The sequence below is a fragment of the Saccharothrix sp. S26 genome (assembly GCF_021390395.1).
Classification (GTDB): Bacteria; Actinomycetota; Actinomycetes; order Mycobacteriales; family Pseudonocardiaceae; genus Actinosynnema.
This window is the reverse complement of record NZ_JAJUWT010000007.1, coordinates 131,101-148,172: the sequence shown is the minus strand read 5'-3', so window position 1 is coordinate 148,172 and position 17,072 is coordinate 131,101. Positions and strand designations below refer to the sequence as shown.

The 17,072-nt window shown below is 72.4% G+C and carries 16 protein-coding genes; 6 read left to right on the top strand and 10 right to left on the bottom strand.

Annotated features, from left to right (window positions below; genetic code table 11):
* Position 1: 1 nt before the first annotated feature.
* From LZG04_RS13080 to LZG04_RS13050, 7 genes are all read right to left on the bottom strand, one after another.
* Positions 2–340, bottom strand: a complete 339-nt coding sequence (locus LZG04_RS13080; protein WP_233816535.1) for a hypothetical protein — start codon at positions 338–340, stop codon at positions 2–4.
* A gap of 14 nt (positions 341–354) precedes the next feature.
* Positions 355–732 (bottom strand): sterol carrier family protein, encoded by a 378-nt coding sequence (locus LZG04_RS13075; RefSeq protein WP_233816533.1) that lies wholly within the window; start codon positions 730–732, stop codon positions 355–357.
* A gap of 34 nt (positions 733–766) precedes the next feature.
* Entirely contained in the window at positions 767–1,573 is an 807-nt protein-coding gene (locus LZG04_RS13070; protein ID WP_233816531.1) for an ESX secretion-associated protein EspG, read from the bottom strand.
* Between the two features lie 73 nt (positions 1,574–1,646).
* Complete coding sequence (locus LZG04_RS41700; RefSeq protein ID WP_267936182.1) at positions 1,647–2,999, bottom strand: PPE domain-containing protein; 1,353 nt, start codon at positions 2,997–2,999, stop codon at positions 1,647–1,649.
* 36 nt (positions 3,000–3,035) lie between these two features.
* Positions 3,036–3,428, bottom strand: coding sequence for a transcriptional regulator (locus LZG04_RS13060; protein ID WP_233816529.1), 393 nt, complete (start codon positions 3,426–3,428; stop codon positions 3,036–3,038).
* Between the two features lie 107 nt (positions 3,429–3,535).
* Complete coding sequence (locus tag LZG04_RS13055) at positions 3,536–4,114, bottom strand: DUF3558 domain-containing protein (protein ID WP_233816527.1); 579 nt, start codon at positions 4,112–4,114, stop codon at positions 3,536–3,538.
* Between the two features lie 70 nt (positions 4,115–4,184).
* Positions 4,185–6,101, bottom strand: coding sequence for a glycoside hydrolase family 15 protein (locus tag LZG04_RS13050; RefSeq protein WP_233816525.1), 1,917 nt, complete (start codon positions 6,099–6,101; stop codon positions 4,185–4,187).
* 10 nt (positions 6,102–6,111) lie between these two features.
* Between LZG04_RS13050 and LZG04_RS13045 the strand changes: the two genes are divergently transcribed.
* Together LZG04_RS13045 and LZG04_RS13040 are read left to right on the top strand one after the other, a co-directional pair.
* On the top strand, positions 6,112–8,007 hold the full coding sequence (locus LZG04_RS13045; protein ID WP_374202820.1) for a glycoside hydrolase family 15 protein: 1,896 nt from the start codon (positions 6,112–6,114) through the stop codon (positions 8,005–8,007).
* A complete protein-coding gene (locus LZG04_RS13040) occupies positions 8,004–9,029 on the top strand; it encodes an alcohol dehydrogenase catalytic domain-containing protein (RefSeq protein WP_233816521.1) in 1,026 nt (341 codons plus the stop codon). Before LZG04_RS13045 ends, LZG04_RS13040 begins: the two co-directional genes overlap by 4 nt.
* Here LZG04_RS13040 and LZG04_RS13035 read toward each other — a convergent pair.
* Positions 9,026–11,185: a bifunctional diguanylate cyclase/phosphodiesterase gene (locus LZG04_RS13035; RefSeq protein ID WP_233816519.1), complete on the bottom strand. Its 2,160-nt coding sequence runs from the start codon at positions 11,183–11,185 to the stop codon at positions 9,026–9,028. The genes LZG04_RS13040 and LZG04_RS13035 overlap by 4 nt on opposite strands.
* 96 nt (positions 11,186–11,281) lie before the next feature.
* Positions 11,282–12,103 carry an SAM-dependent methyltransferase gene (locus LZG04_RS13030; protein ID WP_233816517.1) on the bottom strand — a complete coding sequence of 274 codons (822 nt, stop codon included), beginning with the start codon at positions 12,101–12,103 and terminating at the stop codon, positions 11,282–11,284.
* Positions 12,104–12,251: 148 nt separating this feature from the next.
* Between LZG04_RS13030 and LZG04_RS13025 the strand changes: the two genes are divergently transcribed.
* Positions 12,252–13,349, top strand: coding sequence for a pentapeptide repeat-containing protein (locus LZG04_RS13025; protein ID WP_374202813.1), 1,098 nt, complete (start codon positions 12,252–12,254; stop codon positions 13,347–13,349).
* Position 13,350: 1 nt separating this feature from the next.
* Positions 13,351–14,313 carry a pentapeptide repeat-containing protein gene (locus LZG04_RS13020; protein ID WP_233816514.1) on the top strand — a complete coding sequence of 321 codons (963 nt, stop codon included), beginning with the start codon at positions 13,351–13,353 and terminating at the stop codon, positions 14,311–14,313.
* Here LZG04_RS13020 and LZG04_RS42480 read toward each other — a convergent pair.
* Positions 14,257–15,141, bottom strand: a complete 885-nt coding sequence (locus tag LZG04_RS42480; protein ID WP_233816513.1) for a LysR family transcriptional regulator — start codon at positions 15,139–15,141, stop codon at positions 14,257–14,259. The two genes, LZG04_RS13020 and LZG04_RS42480, sit on opposite strands and share 57 nt — an antisense overlap.
* Positions 15,142–15,250: 109 nt before the next feature.
* On the opposite strand from LZG04_RS42480, the gene LZG04_RS13010 reads away from it, so the two are divergent.
* Positions 15,251–16,096 (top strand): aldo/keto reductase, encoded by an 846-nt coding sequence (locus LZG04_RS13010; protein WP_233816511.1) that lies wholly within the window; start codon positions 15,251–15,253, stop codon positions 16,094–16,096.
* A gap of 82 nt (positions 16,097–16,178) precedes the next feature.
* Complete coding sequence (locus LZG04_RS13005) at positions 16,179–16,991, top strand: lysozyme (RefSeq protein WP_233816509.1); 813 nt, start codon at positions 16,179–16,181, stop codon at positions 16,989–16,991.
* Positions 16,992–17,072 lie beyond the last annotated feature (81 nt).

Sequence of the window (17,072 nt, the reverse complement as noted above, 5' to 3'; positions counted from 1 at the left end):
GTCAGCGCAGGCGGCAGGGCCCGATCTCGGTCTGGACGCCTTCCTGGTCGAAGCCGCCGCGGTCGGACTGCCGCACCGAGCACACGACGAGGTCGCCGACCTCGATCCCTTCCGGGAACTGGTCGAGGTCGGCGGACTTCTTGCCGATCCGCTCGAGCCCGCCGGGCTGGTCCTGGTCGATCTCCAGGTTCGCGTACGCGGGCTTGGTCTGGCCCATCGACTCGTACGGCGGGTTGACCTGGACGACCTTGAAGTTCACCTCGCCGGCCCAGTCGCTGCCGCAACCAGCGAGGAGAGCTCCGACCGCGAGGACGGCGACACACGCCTTGAGCGCCTTCACGCGGTCGAGCTTAGCTAGAAGCGCAGCACCGGGAGCAGGGTTGACAGATCCGCCCGGCTGCCGGACGCGGTGACCTTGGCGTCGTCCAGCGCCTGCGCCCAGCCGAGCCTGCCCACGGCCAGTTCCAGCCACGTGCGCGGGTCGGTCTCGATCACGTTCGGCGGGGTGCCGCGGGTGTGGCGGGGGCCCGCGACGCACTGCACGGCGGCGAACGGCGGCACCCGCACCTCCACGCTGCGGCCGGGCGCGACCTGTTCCAGCGTGCGCAGGCTCAGCCGCACGGCGGCGGCGAGCACCGGGCGTTCCGGCTTGTCCGCCTCGCCGGCGAGCCAGGGCAGCACGGCCTCGACCGCGGCGCGCACCTCGTGGGGGTCGACGGGCTTGGACGGCACCGGATCAGGCTATCGGCCGCGGCCGGTGCGCGGGTCAGATCCGCGCGGCGCGCACCGCTTCGGCGAGCAGTTCGTCGACCTGGTGGGCGAGCCGGCGTGAGTCGGTCGGGCTGAACGTGCTCCACGGTGCCGACCCGTTCGACGCCCGCCGTTGTTGCAGGTAGCGGCCGTCCTCGGTGTCGAAGAAGGCGACCACCCGGTCCGGCCGGCACCGCTTGCCGTACTTGTCGCGGGCCGCCGCGCCGAAGTTGCCGGTGTGCACGAGCCCGGTGAACATCTTCACCAGCGTGACCGCGTCCTCCTGGCGCACGCCGTGCTCGCGCAGGCAGTTCTCCAGGCTCTTGGGCGAGCCGTCGGACTTCTTGACCGCGGCCTCCAGGTCGGCGCTGGGCATGGTGACCGAGTGGCCGGTGCCCGCCGGGTGCGCGGGCAGCGCGGCGAGCACCGCCGACGGCAGGCCGCTGCCCGCCGCGCGCCGGAACGTCAGCCGGTTGTCGGTGAGCGTGGCCACCGCGCCGTCGTCGCCGTTGGCCACGGCCAGCACCCGCACGCTCTTGCCGATCCAGACCCGGCCGTCGACCTCGCGCTCCGGCCTGCTGAACATGCGCAGCAGGTGGTCGAGCTCCGGGTGCAGCCCGGTCGGACCGCCCAGGCCCCGCGCGCCGATGCCGTGCCAGACGCGCCGTTCCAGCTCGGCCCGCTCGGCGTGGGTCTTGCCCGGTGAGGGCACCTTGATCACCAAGGGCATCTGGCCGAGGTCGAGGCGTTCCCAGAGCACGTCGAACTCCTCGGCCGAGAGCTCGATCGGCTCCCGCTCCGCGGGCCCCCCGAAGTACGTCACCGCTGTCCCCGTCCCTCCAACAGCGGACACGGGCCCGCGCCGAGTCGACGCGAGCCCGTGCACCGCGAGATCCCTACTGCGGCATTTCCCCGATCACGGGCGGCGCGACGAGCCGGTCGTCGCCGAACACGTCGTTCGTCTCGACCAGGTAGTCGGCTGCCTTGTGCTCGAGGTCGTCCTCACCCTCGCCGCCGTGCGCGCCGGGCGCGCCACCGGCCAGGCCGGGACCACCGGGGCGACCCGCCGCGCCGGGGCCGCCCGCGCCGGGGACGCCCGCGCCGGGGCCGAAGCCGCCCGCGCCGGGCACACCGCCGCGACCGGGCAGGCCGGCCGGGTTGCTGCCGCCGGGCAGGCCCGCACCGGGCATCCCGGCGCCGGGCATCCCGGGCACACCGGGACGCATGCCGGGGCCGTTGGGCCCGTGACCGCCGGGGCCACCGGGACCGCCCGGCATGCCGGGCATCCCCGGCACCCGGTTGGCGGGCAGGCCGGGGCGCGGCCCGCCGGGACCGGTCGGCACCCTCGGCGGCACCGGCCGCTGACCGTCGGTCGGCGGCTTCGGCGGGGTCCACGTGGGCGGGGGCACCGGGCCGACGGGCGGCCGGACCGGCGGGTTCACCGGCGGGTTCACCGTGGGCGGTGGCGGCGTCGGCGTGCCGGTGGACGGCGGGGCCCACGACGGGGTGGTGTTGCCGCCGCCCGTGCCGGGCAGCTGGCCGGGCAGCGTCACCTGCGAGCCGGTCGACGGCGGGGCCCACGAGGTGGTCGTCGTGCCACCGCCGCCGCTCGGGGCCGTCCAGGTCGGCGTGGAGGTGTAGTTCGCGCTGGAGTTGTTGTACTCGCCCGCGCCGGCAGGCGGCGGGGTGTCGATCACGACCTTCGGCGGCGGGACGAACTTGCCCAGCGTGTCGGCGTTCCACTCGCTGCTGGACTGGTAGTTGTTCATCACCTCGACGGCCTTGGCCTCGGCGTTGTCCTGCGCCGCTTCCTGCCGCTCGTGGTCCTGCTGCTGCTGGATGACGTGCATCATGCCGACCGGGCCGGTCAGCCCGCCCAGGATCTTGTCGCCCAGCGACGGCGCCTCGGTGGTCACCGGCACCGGCTCGGGCATCTCCTTGCGGGCGTTGGCGATGTACTCCGCCTGGAGCTGGGCGGAGGTCTCCATCGTGTTGGAACCCTGCTGGGCGTCCGCGGCCCACGCCGCCAGCGGCGACAGCGAGGCGGTCGTCGTGTCGGCGGTCTCGCCCTCCCAGCTCGCGCCGAGCTTGGCGAGCCCTTCCTGGATCGAGGTGTCGATCTCGCCCAGGGCCTCGGACAACGACTTCCAGGAGTCCTCGAGCGGCCGGGACGCGGCGACGCCCGGGCCCTCGTTGATCATCCGGTAGAGATCGGGGTGGGCATACCCGCGCCAGCGGTGGTCACCCATCGTGCTCGCCCCCCTCGGGTGCGTAGGTCAGCAAGGTCAGCCGTTGTTGATGCGTCCCCAGGACGCGGTGTTGTCGCCTTCGACCCGGCGGTAGTCGGCCTCGATCGCGGTGAGCTGCTCGACGACGCCCTTGAGCTGCTCGCGGTACGCCTTGAGCGCCACCAGGCCGGCGGAGTCGCCCGCCTCGAAGGTGTCCCGGTTGAACCGCTGCGCGGTCTCGTCGCTCACCGGGTCGCCCGCCCACGGCTTCGCCTCGAGCTGCGTCATCGCGTCGGTGAGCCTGGCTTCGAGCTGGTTCAACGCGTCGGAGAAGACCTTGCGCGCGGCCGGGATCGCCGAGGGCTCGATGCTGAGCTTGCGCTGCGCCCCGGCGTAGTCGGGCAGCGTCGTCGGCGTCGTTCCCCCGCCACCACCATCCGCGATGAACACGGCACACCCCTCCTCAGTGCTGCACATACCCCAGCGTGTGCATCTGGGACGACTCTAGCTCTGATGCGTGACGCGGGTGAGCGGTTCCCTCCGCAAAGGGAGCAGTTCTACTTGGTCAAGTTCGCCACGACGGCCGCTGCGACCGGCTGCACGACCTGGCACAGGGCCGTCAGGTCGGTCTCGCCGAGGCTGGCGGCCTGCACGTCGACCACCTGGCCGTCGGAGACGTCGACGTCCACCGAGCACGACAGCCCGAGCTGGGTGTTCGCCTCCACCATCAGCGCGGGGAAGCCCTTCACCTCGAGCTGGGTGACCTTGCCCTTGGACTTGGCGTAGTCGTCGATGCCGGCGGTGGTGTCGGCGGTGATCCCGACGAAGTACTTGCGGTCCTCGCGGCTGATCGTGCAGCTCTTCTTGTCCGGCTGCCCGCCCGGCTGCGGCGGCTGGTTCAGGCCGAACTCGGCGCGCTGCGCCTCGGTCAGCAGTGCGCACGGGTCGGTGTCATCGATGTTGATCGTCTTCGGCCGCTTCGACGCCTGCCCGGAGGCGGAGGTCGGCCGGCTCGACGTCCCGCCTTCGGCGGTGGTCGTCGGCGTCCGGTCACCGGGGTTGGCGGACCCGTCCGTGGCTTGCGAGCAGCCCGCGAGCAGGGCCAGGGCGGCGATGAGCGGCACGACACGGCGCATGAGGACCAACGTATCGGATCACCGTCACCCGTCAGGCGCAATGCCGACAACGTGACGCGGGTGACCGCGGTCAGCAGCCCGCGTAGCGGCACGCCACCACCGAGGGCCATTCCACCGGCCGGCCGGCGTCGATCGACCACGCGAGCCGCACGTACTGGGCGTGCGTCCAGGCCAGTGGCGTCGCCGACGTGGTGCCGCGACCGTCCCAGACCTGCTCGGGCAGCATCCGCCCGGGGTTCGCGGTGGACGCGATGTCGGCCAGCCGAGCCCGCGCTCCCGCCACGTCGCCGGCCAGCAGCTCGTACTCGCCGCGCTCACCGGCGAAGATCGGCCACAGCCGGCCGTACGTGCGGCCCTGGCCGATGTTCCACGGGCCGCCGTCGGCGCGCTCGCCGTAGCCGTCGCCGTTGTACCGGTGCCAGAACCGGCCCACCATCAGCTGCTCGTCCACCACCTGGACGGTGTTGCGGACGACCGGGTCGTCGGGCGCGCGCACGCCCAGCCGCACGAGTTCCAGGAAGCTCGGGTCCACGGCGGCGCGCTGGTCGATCGCGGTCGGGTGGTTGTCGCCCGGGTTGTAGGCGGTGCCCGCGTCCGGCCGGCCGTCCTTGGTGAGCCGCAGGTAGTACGGGTCGGGCGAGAACGGGCCGGTGCGGGTGACCGTCCAGCCCTCCAGGCGTCGCTCCCAGTCGTCGGCGACGGCCAGGTACCGCGCCGCGCGCGGGTCGCCCGACCGCTGGAGCAGGTCGGCCAGGCAGACCAGGCCGGCGATCTCGGCGGCGATCGTGCCCGGCGAGTAGCCGCTCTGGTTCTCCCAGCGCTCCTGCTGGGTGAACGGCGCGTCCGGCTGGGCGATCACGAACTCTGCCGCCGCCACCAGCTTGTCCACAGTGGACCTGTCGGCCCGGCCGAGCAGCCAGGCCAGCAGCATCGGCGCGGCCTGCTCGTCCTGCTGGACGTTGGTCCAGTACGGCTCGCCGTCCACCCTGGTGTTCTGCGGGAGGTGCCCGTCGGGCTGCTGCTGCACGTGAAGCATGAAGTCGAGCGCGCGCTCCGCCGCCCCACGATCACCGGCCGCGAGCATGGCACTGGCCACTTGGTACAGGTCACGCGGCCACACCAGGGCGTACGAGCCGAACTCCGGCGCGATCGTGCGGTCGAACCCGAACGCCCACGGGAAGCTCGGTGAGGCGATGAACGCGCCGGGGTGCCGCTTGTCCTCGGTCGCCGCCAGCACCATCATCGACGTGTCGTAGAGGTCGCGGTCGGCGCTCTTCGGCCGCTTCAGGCCCTTGAGGTAGTCGTCCCAGCCCTGGTCGTACCGGCGGGCGTGCCTGGGGAAGCCCTCGACCAAAGACGCCCTCGCCGTGGTCAACGCCTCCTCGACGTGCGCGCCGAAGCCCATCGCCAAGGTCGTCGCGCGGTCGCGCACCCCGTCCACGTGCAGCTTCCCGGTCTGGATGACGTTGCCGGTGGTGGAGCTGTGCGCCGTGATCGGCTCGTCGGCGACCAGCGCGCTCGCGGCTTTCGCGTCGTGCGCCAGCAGCGCCTCGGGGTGCTCGACGGCGGTGTCGTCGTCCCCGTCACGGGACAGGTTCGGGTCGAAGACCACCCGCACGTCCACCGGCCGTTCGGCGCGCAGCCGCACGTCGGCCAGCACGGTCGGCCGGGACGGGTCGGTGGTGTAGGTGACCTCGGCGTGCCAGCCGTCGCCCCGGAACGACTGGCGGTAGCGCAGCCGGCCGACGGGTTCGGTGCGGCCCTCGACCGCGCGGCCGTCGACGACCAGCCGCAGGTCACGCGTCGCGGGCGTGCTCAGGTCGGGGTAGAAGACCTCGGTGGGACCGGTGCGGCCGAGCGTGAACCAGACCGGGCTGCTCGCCTGGCGGGCCGTGCCGAACCCCTGCTTGTCAGCCGGCGCGTAGGTGGCCGGAGGACCGGGGACGGTCAACGCGCTCGCCAGCAGCACCGCGACTAAGGAGGTCATGCCCTTCTGGATGCGCAACGGCGCGCGTGGTCAAACGCGGGTACGTAGGGTCGGCGGGGTGGGAGACACAGGACCTGGACGGATCGAGGACTACGCGCTGCTGTCCGACCTGCGGACGGCGGCCCTGGTGGGCCGGGACGGCTCGATCGACTGGCTGTGCATGCCGCGGTTCGACTCGCCGTCGTGCTTCTCGCGGCTGCTGGGCACCGAGGACGACGGGCACTGGCGGATCGCGCCGGTCGCCGAACCGCTGTCGGTGCGGCGGTCCTACCGGGACGGCAGCCTCGTGCTGGAGACCGAGTTCGAGACCGTGGACGGCGTGGTGCGGCTGATCGACACCATGCCGCCCGAGCAGGAGGACTGGGACGCCGACACGCGCGTGGTGCGCGTGCTGGAAGGCGTGTCCGGGCAGGTCGAGATGTCGTTGCGGTGGGTGCTGCGGTTCGCCTACGCCGACTCGGTGCCGTGGGTGCGGCGCGGTGAGCGGGACGGGCAGGAGTGCATCGTCGCGCTCGCCGGGCCGTCCGCCGTCGCGCTGTACGGCGACCGGCTGCCGTACCGGGTGCACGGCAAGCGCGCGCACGAGGCGGAGTTCACCATCTCGGCGGGTGAGCGGCTGTCGTGGGTGATGGAGTTCGCGTACTCGCCCGACGAGCCGCCCGCGCCGGTGGACGCCCTGGCGGAGGTGGCGCGGTCCGAGGCGTTCTGGCTGGCCTGGTCGTCGCGGATCGACTACGACGGGCCGCACGCGGACGTCGTGCGGCGGTCGTTGATCACGTTGAAGGGCCTGTCCTACGCGCCGACCGGCGGGATCGTGGCCGCGCCGACCACGTCGCTGCCGGAGACGTTCGGCGGCGAGCGCAACTGGGACTACCGGTACTGCTGGCTGCGCGACGCCACGTTCACGTTGCTGGCGCTGGACAACTTCGGCTGCACCGGCGAGGCCGAGGCGTGGCGGAAGTGGCTGCTGCGCGCCGTCGCGGGCGACCCGGCCGACCTGCAGATCATGTACGGCCTCGGCGGCGAGCGGCACCTGGTGGAGTGGGAGGTCGACTGGCTGCCCGGCTACCGGGGCGCGCGGCCGGTGCGGGTCGGCAACGCCGCCTACCGCCAGTTGCAGCTCGACGTGTACGGCGAGGTCATGGACGCCCTGCACCTGGCGCGGGAGCGCGGGCTCGGCGAGACGCCGGACTCGTGGGCCATGCAGCGCGGCATGATGCGGCACCTGGAGAAGGTGTGGGAGCGGCCCGACAAGGGGCTGTGGGAGGTGCGCGGGCCGGACCGGCACTTCACCCACTCGCGGGTGATGCTGTGGGTGGCGTTCGACCGGGCCGTGCGGGCGGTGGAGGAGTTCGGCCTGCCCGGTCCCGTGGAGAGGTGGCGGGAGCTGCGCGCGGCCGTGCACGCGGAGGTGCTGGCCAAGGGCTGGAACGCGTCGGTGGGCGCGTTCACCCAGTACTACGGCGGCACGGAGCTGGACGCGGCCACGTTGCTCATCCCGGCGGTGGGCTTCCTGCCCGGCGACGACCCGCGCGTGCTGGCGACCGTGGACGCGATCGGGCGGGTGCTCAAGCACGGCGACCTGGTCGACCGGTACGGGACGTCGCCCGGCGAGTCCGAAGTGGACGGGTTGGCCGGTGTCGAGGGAAGCTTCCTGGCGTGCTCGTTCTGGTACGTCGACGCGCTGGCGTTGGCCGGGCGACGCGAGGAGGCGCTGGCGATGTACGACCGGCTCGTCGACCTGTGCAACGACGTGGGCCTGTTGGCCGAGGAGTACGACGCGGGCACCGGGCGGATGCTCGGCAACTTCCCGCAGGCGTTCAGCCACCTGGCGCTGGTGAACAGCGCGGCGGTGCTCCACGGCGGCCACACCCGCGAAGAGCGCCACCGGGGCGGTGCGGCGTGAGGGCGGCGGAGGTCGTGCCGGGCGAGCCCGCGGCGTCCCGCGTGGTGGACCGCGAGGTCGGGCCGGTGGACGACGAGCTGCTGGTGGAGGGCCTGCTGGCGGGCATGTGCGGCACCGACGTGGAGATCATCCGCGACGGCTTCGGGTGGCTGCCGCCCGGCCGGGAGCGCATCGTGCCGTTCCACGAGTCGCTGGGCCGGGTGCTGTTCGCGCCCGAGGACTGCGGGTTCTACGAGGGCGACCTGGTCGCCGGGGTGGTGCGCCGCCCCGACCCGGAGCCGTGCCCGGCGTGCGCGGTGGACGCGTGGGACTTCTGCCGCAACGGCAAGTACACCGAGCGCGGCATCAAGGAGCTCGACGGGTACGGGATGCAGCGCTGGACCGTGCCGCCGAAGTTCGCGGTGAAGCTCGACCCGACGCTGGGTGACGCGGGCGTGCTCACCGAGCCCACGTCGGTGGTGGCCAAGGCGTGGGCGCAGGCGTCGGCGGCGGCCGCGCGGTCGCACCTGCCGGTCCGGTCGGCGCTGATCACGGGCGCGGGCCCGATCGGCCTGCTGGCCGCGTTGCTGGGCGTGCAGCGCGGTCTGGCGGTGCACGTGGTCGACCGCGTCACCGACGGCCGCAAGCCCGACCTGGTCACCGCCCTGGGCGCGACCTACCACCCGGACGTGGACGAGGTCACCGCCGAGGTCGACGTGGCCATCGAGTGCACCGGCGCCGCACCCCTGATCTGGGAGTGCGCCCGCCGCGCCTCCGTCACGGTGCTGGCGGGCCTCTCGGGCGAGCACACCCCCGTGCCGCTGGACCCGGGCGTGTTCGATGGCATGGTGCTGGGCAACAAGACCGTCGTGGGCACCGTCAACGCGGGCCTGCCCGACTACCTGGCCGCCGCCGAGGCCCTGTCCCAGGCCAGCCGACCGTGGCTGAACGGCCTGATCACCCGGCGCGTGCCGCTGGAGCGGTTCATGGACGCTCTGGACAAGGAGTCCGACGACGTGAAGGTGGTCGTGGACCTGGCCTAGCGGCGCAGCAGTTCGTCGATCTCCTCCGGCTTCATCGGCTTGGCGAAGAACCAGCCCTGGCCCGTGTCGCAGCCGATGCGGTGCAGGCGCTTGGCCTGGGACGGGGTCTCGACGCCCTCCGCGGTCACGCCCAGTTGCAGCGCGTGGGCCAGTTGGACGAGCGTGGAGACGATCTGGACGTCCACCGCGTCCTCCTCGTCCGCCGCGCGCAGGCCCTCCATGAACGAGCCCGCGATCTTCAGCTCGTGCACGGGCAGGTGCTTGAGGTAGGCCAGGTTCGAGTAGCCCGTGCCGAAGTCGTCGATCGCGATCCGCACGCCCATCTCCGACAACGCCCGCAGCGCCTCCAGCGGCTCGTCGGCGGTGCCCATGATCGCGCTCTCGGTGAGCTCCAGCTGGAGGTGGTGCGGCGGCAACGAGCACTCGTCCAGGATCCGCTTCACGTCCCGCACCAGCTCCGGGTCGCGGGACTGGCGCACGGCCAGGTTGACCGAGACGAACGGCGCCGAGTCGCCGAACTCCTCCAGCCACCGCCGCGCCTGCTCGCACGCCCGCCGCAGCACCCAGCGGCCCAGCGGGACGATCAGCCCGGTCTCCTCGGCCAGCTCGATGAACCGGTCCGGCGCGAGCCGCCCGAACTCCGGGTGCTGCCAGCGCACCAGCGCCTCCACGCCGACCACGGTGCTGTCCTCCAGCCGCACCAGCGGCTGGTAGTCCACGTAGAACTCGTCGCGCTCCAACGCCGCCGGCATCGTCGCCGACAGGGTGAACCGGGCGACCTCCTTGGCGTTGCGCTCCGGGTTGTACAGCGCCCACCGGGACTTGCCGTCCGCCTTCGCCCAGTACAGCGTGATGTCCGCGTCACGCATGAGGTCGGCCGCCGTGGTGCCGGACAGCGCGCGCTCCACGATGCCGATCGACGCCGACACGGTCAGCTCGTGCCCGCCGATCCGGATCGGCGACTCCAGCTCGCGCAGCACCCGGTCGGCGACGTCGACGATGTCCTGCGTGTCCTGCGAGCCCTCCACCAGGATGACGAACTCGTCGCCACCCATCCGGGCGACGAGCTTCCCCTCCCCGGACACCGAGTGGTCCAGCCGCCGCCCGACCTCGACCAGCAACTGGTCGCCGATGTCGTGGCCGAGGCTGTCGTTGATCACCTTGAACCCGTCCAGGTCCAGGTAGCACAGGCCGGCGCGGTGGCGTGCCCGGTTGTTGAACACGCGGCCGAGGCGCTCCAGGAACAGCGCCCGGTTGGGCAGGCCGGTCAGCGGGTCGTGCAACGCCTGGTAGCGCAGCCGGTTCTGCAACAGGTGGCGGTCGGTGACGTCCTCGATCATCGCCACCTGGTACTGCGGGTCACCGTGGTCGTCGCGCACCAGCGACAGCGTCAGGTGCGTCCACACCTGCTCGCCGTCGGCCCGGCGGAACCGCTTCTCCGCCCGGTAGTGGTCGCACTCGCCCGCGGTGAGCTGGTCGTACAGCCGCCAGACGCTGCCGCCGTCCTCGGGGTGCATCAGGTCGCGGATGTTGTACTGCCGCATCTCCTCGACGCTGAACCCCAGCATGTCCTGCAACGCCTGGTTCACGTCGAGGATGCGGCCCTCGATGTCGGCGATGCCGATGCCGATCGCGGCCTCGGTGAACATCGCCCGGAACCGCGCCTCGGACGCGCGCAACGCGGCTTCGGCCTGGTCACGGGCGTCCAGCACGGCCGCGCGGATCGCCTCCTGCTCGGCCAGCGTGCGCTCGCGCAGCGCACGGGCGTACCCGGCGGCCAGCGCGCCCTGCAACGCCGCGAGCCTCGACCGCATCAGCTCGTCGGGCTGGATGCCCAGCTCGCCGAGCAGGTCGTCGCCGAGCAGCTGCACGGTGCGGCCCAGCGTGTCGGTGCCGGTGAAGTGGGCCTCGACCAGCCGCGCGCCGATCTCGTAGCCGGGCGCGGTGCGGAACGGGCTGGCGTGCAGCGCGTGCACCAGCACCTCGGTCAACGCCTGGAGGTGCTCGGCGACCTCGGCACGCGTCATGGGGACGTAGCTGCTCCCGATGACGGCGGTGGCCCAGGTGCGGGCGAAGGACTCCGCCCCGGCCAGTACGGCGGGGTCGAGGTTCGATCGGCCCGGTGCTGCCACCCGATGGTCAACCTGTTCCGTCATGTCCGCCGGCCTACCGCCACAACCCAGAGGATACGGCCGGTCGCGGCGCGCGGTCGACAAACCGACCGGGCAGGTGACCGGCACCGTGGCCGTCCATCAGGCCTTCCGCCCCACGCCGCCGAAGCTGATGAAGTGCGCGGCGTCGGGGTCCACGTCCTCGGGCGACTCGGGCCGCCACAGCGGCAGCCGCGCCACGCCCGGCTCGACCAGCTCGAACCCGTCGAACATGACCTCGACCTCGCGTTTCGACCGGAAGCACATCTCGCTGACGCCGCGGTTGTAGACGCTCTTCGCCTCGTCCCACGCCGGGTCCCACTCGCCCTCCTCGAACCCGGCGTGCGAGATCGCCAGGTAGCTGCCGCCGGGCAGGACGTCGCGGTAGTCGGCCACGATCCCGCACGGGTCCTCGGCGTCCGGCACGAAGTGCAGCAGGGCGATCATCAGCACGCCGATGGGCTCGTCGAAGTCCAGCAGGCCCTGCACCTCGGGCGAGGACAGCACCTGCTTGGCGTCGCGCACGTCGGTCTGCAGCACGTTGACCAGCTCGTTGCCGGTGAGGATGGCCCGGCCGTGCGCGACCGCGACGGCGTCCACGTCGACGTAGACGACCCGGGCGGACGGGTCGGTGGCCTGGGCGATCTCGTGCACGTTGCCGACCGTGGGGATGCCGGAGCCCAGGTCGAGGAACTGGCGGATGCCGCGCGACAGCATGAACCGCACCGCGCGCCGCAGGAACGCCCGGTGGTTGAGCACGATGCTCTTGATGATCGGCACGTCGGTGAGCACCTTGTCGGCCACGGCCCGGTCGACGGCGAAGTTGTGCGCGCCCCCGAGCCAGTAGTCGTAGACCCGCGCGATGCTCGGGCGGGCCAGGTCGATGTCACCCGGCGCCCAGGTGGGCCGCTCCACGCTGTCCACGCGAAATCTCTCCTCTGACGCGCTCGTGTTCCCACCGTTGCGGTGACACCCACATCATGGGCCAATCCGGTGAGTTAGCACACCGTCGGATTGCGCGAGTTCTCCAATCGCCCGCCGCCGAGGTGATCACCGGGAAGAATGACGGCCCGTGGGGTACCTGTGGATCGCGGGCGCGGTCGTCTCGGTGGTGGCGGTCGTGCTGCTCGTGGTGCAGCACCGGCGCGGGCGCAGCCTGCTGGTGCCCACGCTGACCGGCTCCATCGGCGCGTTCCTGCTGGTCGCGGGCTGGTTGTTCGTCGTGGACCCGGGCGCGCCGAAGAACGAGGCGATCAAGACCGGTGGCCTGGCGGGCGGCGCGATCGTCGCGCTGTACGCGCTGTGGCTCAACGACCGGCGCCGGCGCACGGACGAGGACCGGCAGCGGATCGAGGCCGCCCGGCAGAAGCTGGAGGACGCGCGGGCCGAACACGATCGGTCGCGGGTCGCCGACGAACGGTTCGCTCGATCGGTGGAACTTCTCGGTCATGACGCGGAGCAGGTGCGGGTGGGCGCGATGCACGCCCTGGCCGGGCTGGCGCGCTCCCGCGTCGAGTACACCCAGACCGTGCTGGACGTGCTGTGCGCGTACCTGCGGCGGCCGTTCGACGGCCGGCCGGAGGACCGGGACGAACTGGAGGTCCGGCTCACCGCGCAGCGGCTGGTCGCCGACCTCCTGCCGCGCGCCGACGTCGAGGGCGCCCCGTCCTACGACCTGGACCTGACCAGGGCCTACCTGGAGTACTTCGACCTCTCGCACCGCCGGGTCGGCGACCTGGTCCTGCGGGCGGCCCGGCTCAGGCAGTCGAACTCCTTCCACCACGCCGTCGTGCGCGGCGGCGCGTGGTTCACCGACGTCGACAGCACCGGCCGGTTGTACCTGCACCACATGACCTTCCACGGCAAGGCCTGGTTCAGCCGGTTCTCCGGCACGGACCGGGTGGACTGCACCGGGACGAGGTTCCTGGGCGCGACCAAGTTCGCCGGCGCCGCGTGCACGGGGGCGGTGAGCTTCGAGGGGTGCGAGTTCGCCGAGCCCATCGACTTCACCGACGCGAGGTTCACCGGTGGCGTGAACCTCGCCCTGGCCAAGCCTTCGGTGGCCCGCACGCACGCGATGCACGTCTCGCTGGAGCACGACAACGCCCTGCCCGACGGCTGGGTGGTGGAGCGCCGCGCGGACAGCGGCCTCGGACTGGTCAGGAGCTGACGTGAGGGGACGCGGTCTGCTGGTGGCGAGCGTGCTCGCCGCGGTGGTGGTGACGGTCGCGACGACCGCGGCGCTGGTCCTGCTCGACCCCAGGCAGCCGAAGGCGGAGGCGATCAAGACCGGCGGGCTGGCGGGCGGCGCGATCGTCGCGCTGTACGCGCTGTGGCTCAACGACCGGCGCCGGCGCACCGAGGAGGCGCGCCACGAGCTGGAGATCGAGAAGGTCGCCGACGAGCGGTTCGCCCGCGCGGTCGAGCTGCTGGGCAACGAGGCCGACCAGGTCAGGGTGGGTGCGATGCACGTGCTCGCGAGCCTGGCGCACACCACGCCCCGGTACAAGCAGACCGTGCTGAGCGTGCTGTGCGCCTACCTGCGCCGGCCGTTCGAGCACGCGGCCATCAAGGACAACCCCGAAGACCCGGAGCAGGCGTTCGCCGGCGACGAGCGCTTGGTCTCCCCCGAGGAGGACCACGAGATGACCGTCCGGATGACCGCCCAGCGGCTCATCACGGACCTGCTGCCCTGGGGCGAGGACACCGACGACGCGCCGTACCAGCTCGACCTGACCGGGGCGAAGCTCGTGCACTTCCGGCTGGAGGGCCGCCGGTTCGGCCGGCTGGTCGCCCGGCGGGCGCAGTTCTACGGGATCACCCAGCTCGGAGAGGCGGTGCTGAGCAAGCCCGCGCTGTTCTCCGGCGCCACGTTCCACGGCCGGGTGAACTTCCGGGACGGGAGGTTCGACGGCGGCATCTCGTTCCAGGACACCACGTTCAAGCGCGAGGTCAACGTCACCGGGGCGAAGGTCGGCACCTTCCTGCACCCCTCGCCCGAACCGCCGCGGGAGCTGGTCGGCGAGCTCGAAGTGCTACCGGGAACCGCGTTCCGCAACGACCCGGCCGGCTGGCCGCTAACCGGCGACGGGCAGCCCCCGGCCCGCCTCCAGGACCATGTCGAGCAGCACTGACGCGGCGGCGCTCACCGCGGGCGCGGTGACCACGGCGGTCTCGGCGGTCGGCGCGTCGACCAGCTCCACGAACCGCGCCCGGGTCTGCTTGGCCGCGAACGACGCGGGCACCAGCGCGACGCCGAGGCCGAAGCCGACGAAGTCGAGCAGCGAGTGCACGTCGTTGACCTCGACGGCGACCTTGCGGTCCACGCCCGCGGTGGCCAGCGCGCGGTCGACGTCGTCCCGCGTGCCCCAATCCGGGTTGAAGTCCACGAACGGCTGACCGGCGAGCTCGGCCAGGCGCACCGACTCGCGTTCGGCGAACGGCAGCTCCGGCGCGCACGCCAGCACCAGCGGCTCGCTGGACAGGGTGGACGCCCTCAGGTCGTCGCCCACCCGGCCGGAGGTGACGAACGCGAGGTCCAGCCGCCCGGCGCGGACCAGGTCGACTAGCTCACCGGAACCCGCCTGGCGCAACCGCAGCTCCACGCCGGGGTGCAGCTCGTGGAACCGGGCCAGCACGGCCGGCAGGTGCACGGCGTGCAGGCACTGGATGCTGCCGACCGCGAGCGTGCCGCGCAGCAGCCCCTGCACCGCGGCCACCGCGTCCCGCGCCGCGTCGATCGTGCCCAGCACGCGCCGCGCCTCGACCAGCAGCGCGCGCCCGGCCTGGGTCAGCTCGACCTGGCGGGTGCTGCGCACGAACAGCGGCGCGCCCAGCTCCACCTCCAGCGCCCGGATCGACGCGGAAAGACCCGATTGGGCGACGTGCATGCGCCGTGCGGCGCGCGTGAAGTGGCACTCCTCGGCCACGGCCACGAAGTACTCGAGCTGCCGGAGTTCCACGATTCATCACCCGTACTGCTGAATTGCATCAGCTTCTTCTGTTGGACAGCTCAATGCCTACCGCGCAAGCTGGAGGAGCACAACCGCGACACACGGAGGTATGCCACCCATGCTGACTCGCCGGATCGGAGGGGTCGAGGTCAGCGCCATCGGCCTGGGCGCGATGCCGATGTCGCTCGAGGGCCGGCCCGATCGCGCCCGGGCGATCGAGACCATCCGCGCCGCCCTCGACAAGGGCGTGACGCTGATCGACACCGCCGACGCCTACTCGGCCGACGACCGCGACTTCGGGCACAACGAGGAGCTGATCGCCGAGGCGCTCAAAGGCGTCGACGGCGTCATGGTCGCCACCAAGGGCGGCCACACCCGCACGCCCGGCGGCGGCTGGGAGGTCGACGGGCGGCCGGAGTACCTGAAGGCCGCGTGCGAGGCGTCGTTGCGCCGGCTCGGCGTGGACGCGATCGACCTCTACCAGTTCCACCGGCCCGACCCGAAGGTGCCGACCGCCGAGTCCGTCGGCGCGCTGGCCGAGCTGCTGGACGAGGGCAAGATCAAGCTCGCGGGCGTGTCCAACTTCGACCCGGCGCAGATCCGCGAGGCCAACCAGGTGCTGGGCGGCCGGCTGGCGAGCGTGCAGAACCAGTTCTCGCCCGCGTTCCGCTCCAGCGAGCCGGAGCTGGAGCTGTGCGCGGAGCTGGACATCGCGTTCCTGCCGTGGAGCCCGTTGGGCGGCATGAGCGCGGCCGGGCAGCTCGGCGAGCGGTTCGCCGCGTTCGCCGAGGTCGGCCGCGACCACGGCGCGAGCCCGCAGCAGGTGTGTCTGGCGTGGATGCTCGCCAAGGCGCCGCAAGTGGTGCCGATCCCCGGCTCCTCGCGGCCGGAGAGCATCTCCGACTCGGCCGACGCCGTGCACCTGCGCCTGTCGGAGGAGGAGCTGAAGCGCCTGGACGGGTGACACCCTGCGGATGCGGCGGAGGACGTCCGGCCTGACGATTCAGGCCGGACGTACCAGCACCGCCGACCGAATGGGGGAGTCGATGGGGACGCACACCCGGCCGCGCACCTTGATCACCCGACTGGGTGCCCTCACGATCACGTTGGCGATCGTCCCGGCCCCCGTCGCGCAAGCGCGGCCGGAGGGCTCCGCGGACCACTTCGCGGGCTCGCAGATCGCGAAGCACGAGGGCCGGGGCCGCGCCGCGCCTCATCGGCCGGGGTCCGAGGGCACGGTGCCCGGCATGGACGTCAGCAGCCACCAGGGTGACGTCGACTGGGCGAAGGCGTGGTCGGACGGCGCGCGGTTCGCCTACGTCAAGGCCACCGAGGGCACCGGGTACCGCAACCCGAACTTCGCCCAGCAGTACAACGGCTCCTACGACATCGGCATGATCCGGGGCGCGTACCACTTCGCGTTGCCGGACCGGTCGGACGGCGCGGCGCAGGCCGACTTCTTCGCCGCCAACGGCGGCGGCTGGTCGCGTGACGGCAGGACGCTGCCCGGCGCGGTCGACCTGGAGTACAACCCGTACGGCGACACGTGCTACGGCCTGAGCCAGGACGAGATGGGCGCGTGGGTGCGGGCGTTCAGCGACCGGCTGTTCCAGCGCACCGGCCGGCACCCGACCGTCTACACGTCCACGAGCTGGTGGAACCGGTGCGTCGGCGAGGCGGACCGGTTCGGCGACACGAGCCCGTTGTGGGTGGCGCACTACGCCGACGTGCTCGGCCCCCTGCCGCACGGGTGGGACTACGAGACGATCTGGCAGTGGCAGGCGGCCGGGCTGTTCCCCGGCGACCAGAACCTCTTCAACGGTGACGCCGAGCAGTTGCTCAGGATCGCGCTGGGGTAGTCGCCGTTGCTCCGTTTTCGTGACTAATTCACATGAACCCTGGTGAAGTGGTTAGAGGTGCCGCACACTGCCCATCGAGTC

Bases quoted from the DNA above. Each gene is read 5' to 3' on its own strand.
- LZG04_RS41700 (WP_267936182.1), bottom strand. From the start codon at position 2,999: ATGGGTGACCACCGCTGGCGCGGGTATGCCCACCCCGATCTCTACCGG.
- LZG04_RS13055 (WP_233816527.1), bottom strand. From the start codon at position 4,114: ATGCGCCGTGTCGTGCCGCTCATCGCCGCCCTGGCCCTGCTCGCGGGC.
- LZG04_RS13050 (WP_233816525.1), bottom strand. From the start codon at position 6,101: ATGACCTCCTTAGTCGCGGTGCTGCTGGCGAGCGCGTTGACCGTCCCC.
- LZG04_RS13045 (WP_374202820.1), top strand. From the start codon at position 6,112: ATGCGCAACGGCGCGCGTGGTCAAACGCGGGTACGTAGGGTCGGCGGG.
- LZG04_RS13035 (WP_233816519.1), bottom strand. From the start codon at position 11,185: ATGACGGAACAGGTTGACCATCGGGTGGCAGCACCGGGCCGATCGAAC.
- LZG04_RS13010 (WP_233816511.1), top strand. From the start codon at position 15,251: ATGCTGACTCGCCGGATCGGAGGGGTCGAGGTCAGCGCCATCGGCCTG.
- LZG04_RS13005 (WP_233816509.1), top strand. From the start codon at position 16,179: ATGGGGACGCACACCCGGCCGCGCACCTTGATCACCCGACTGGGTGCC.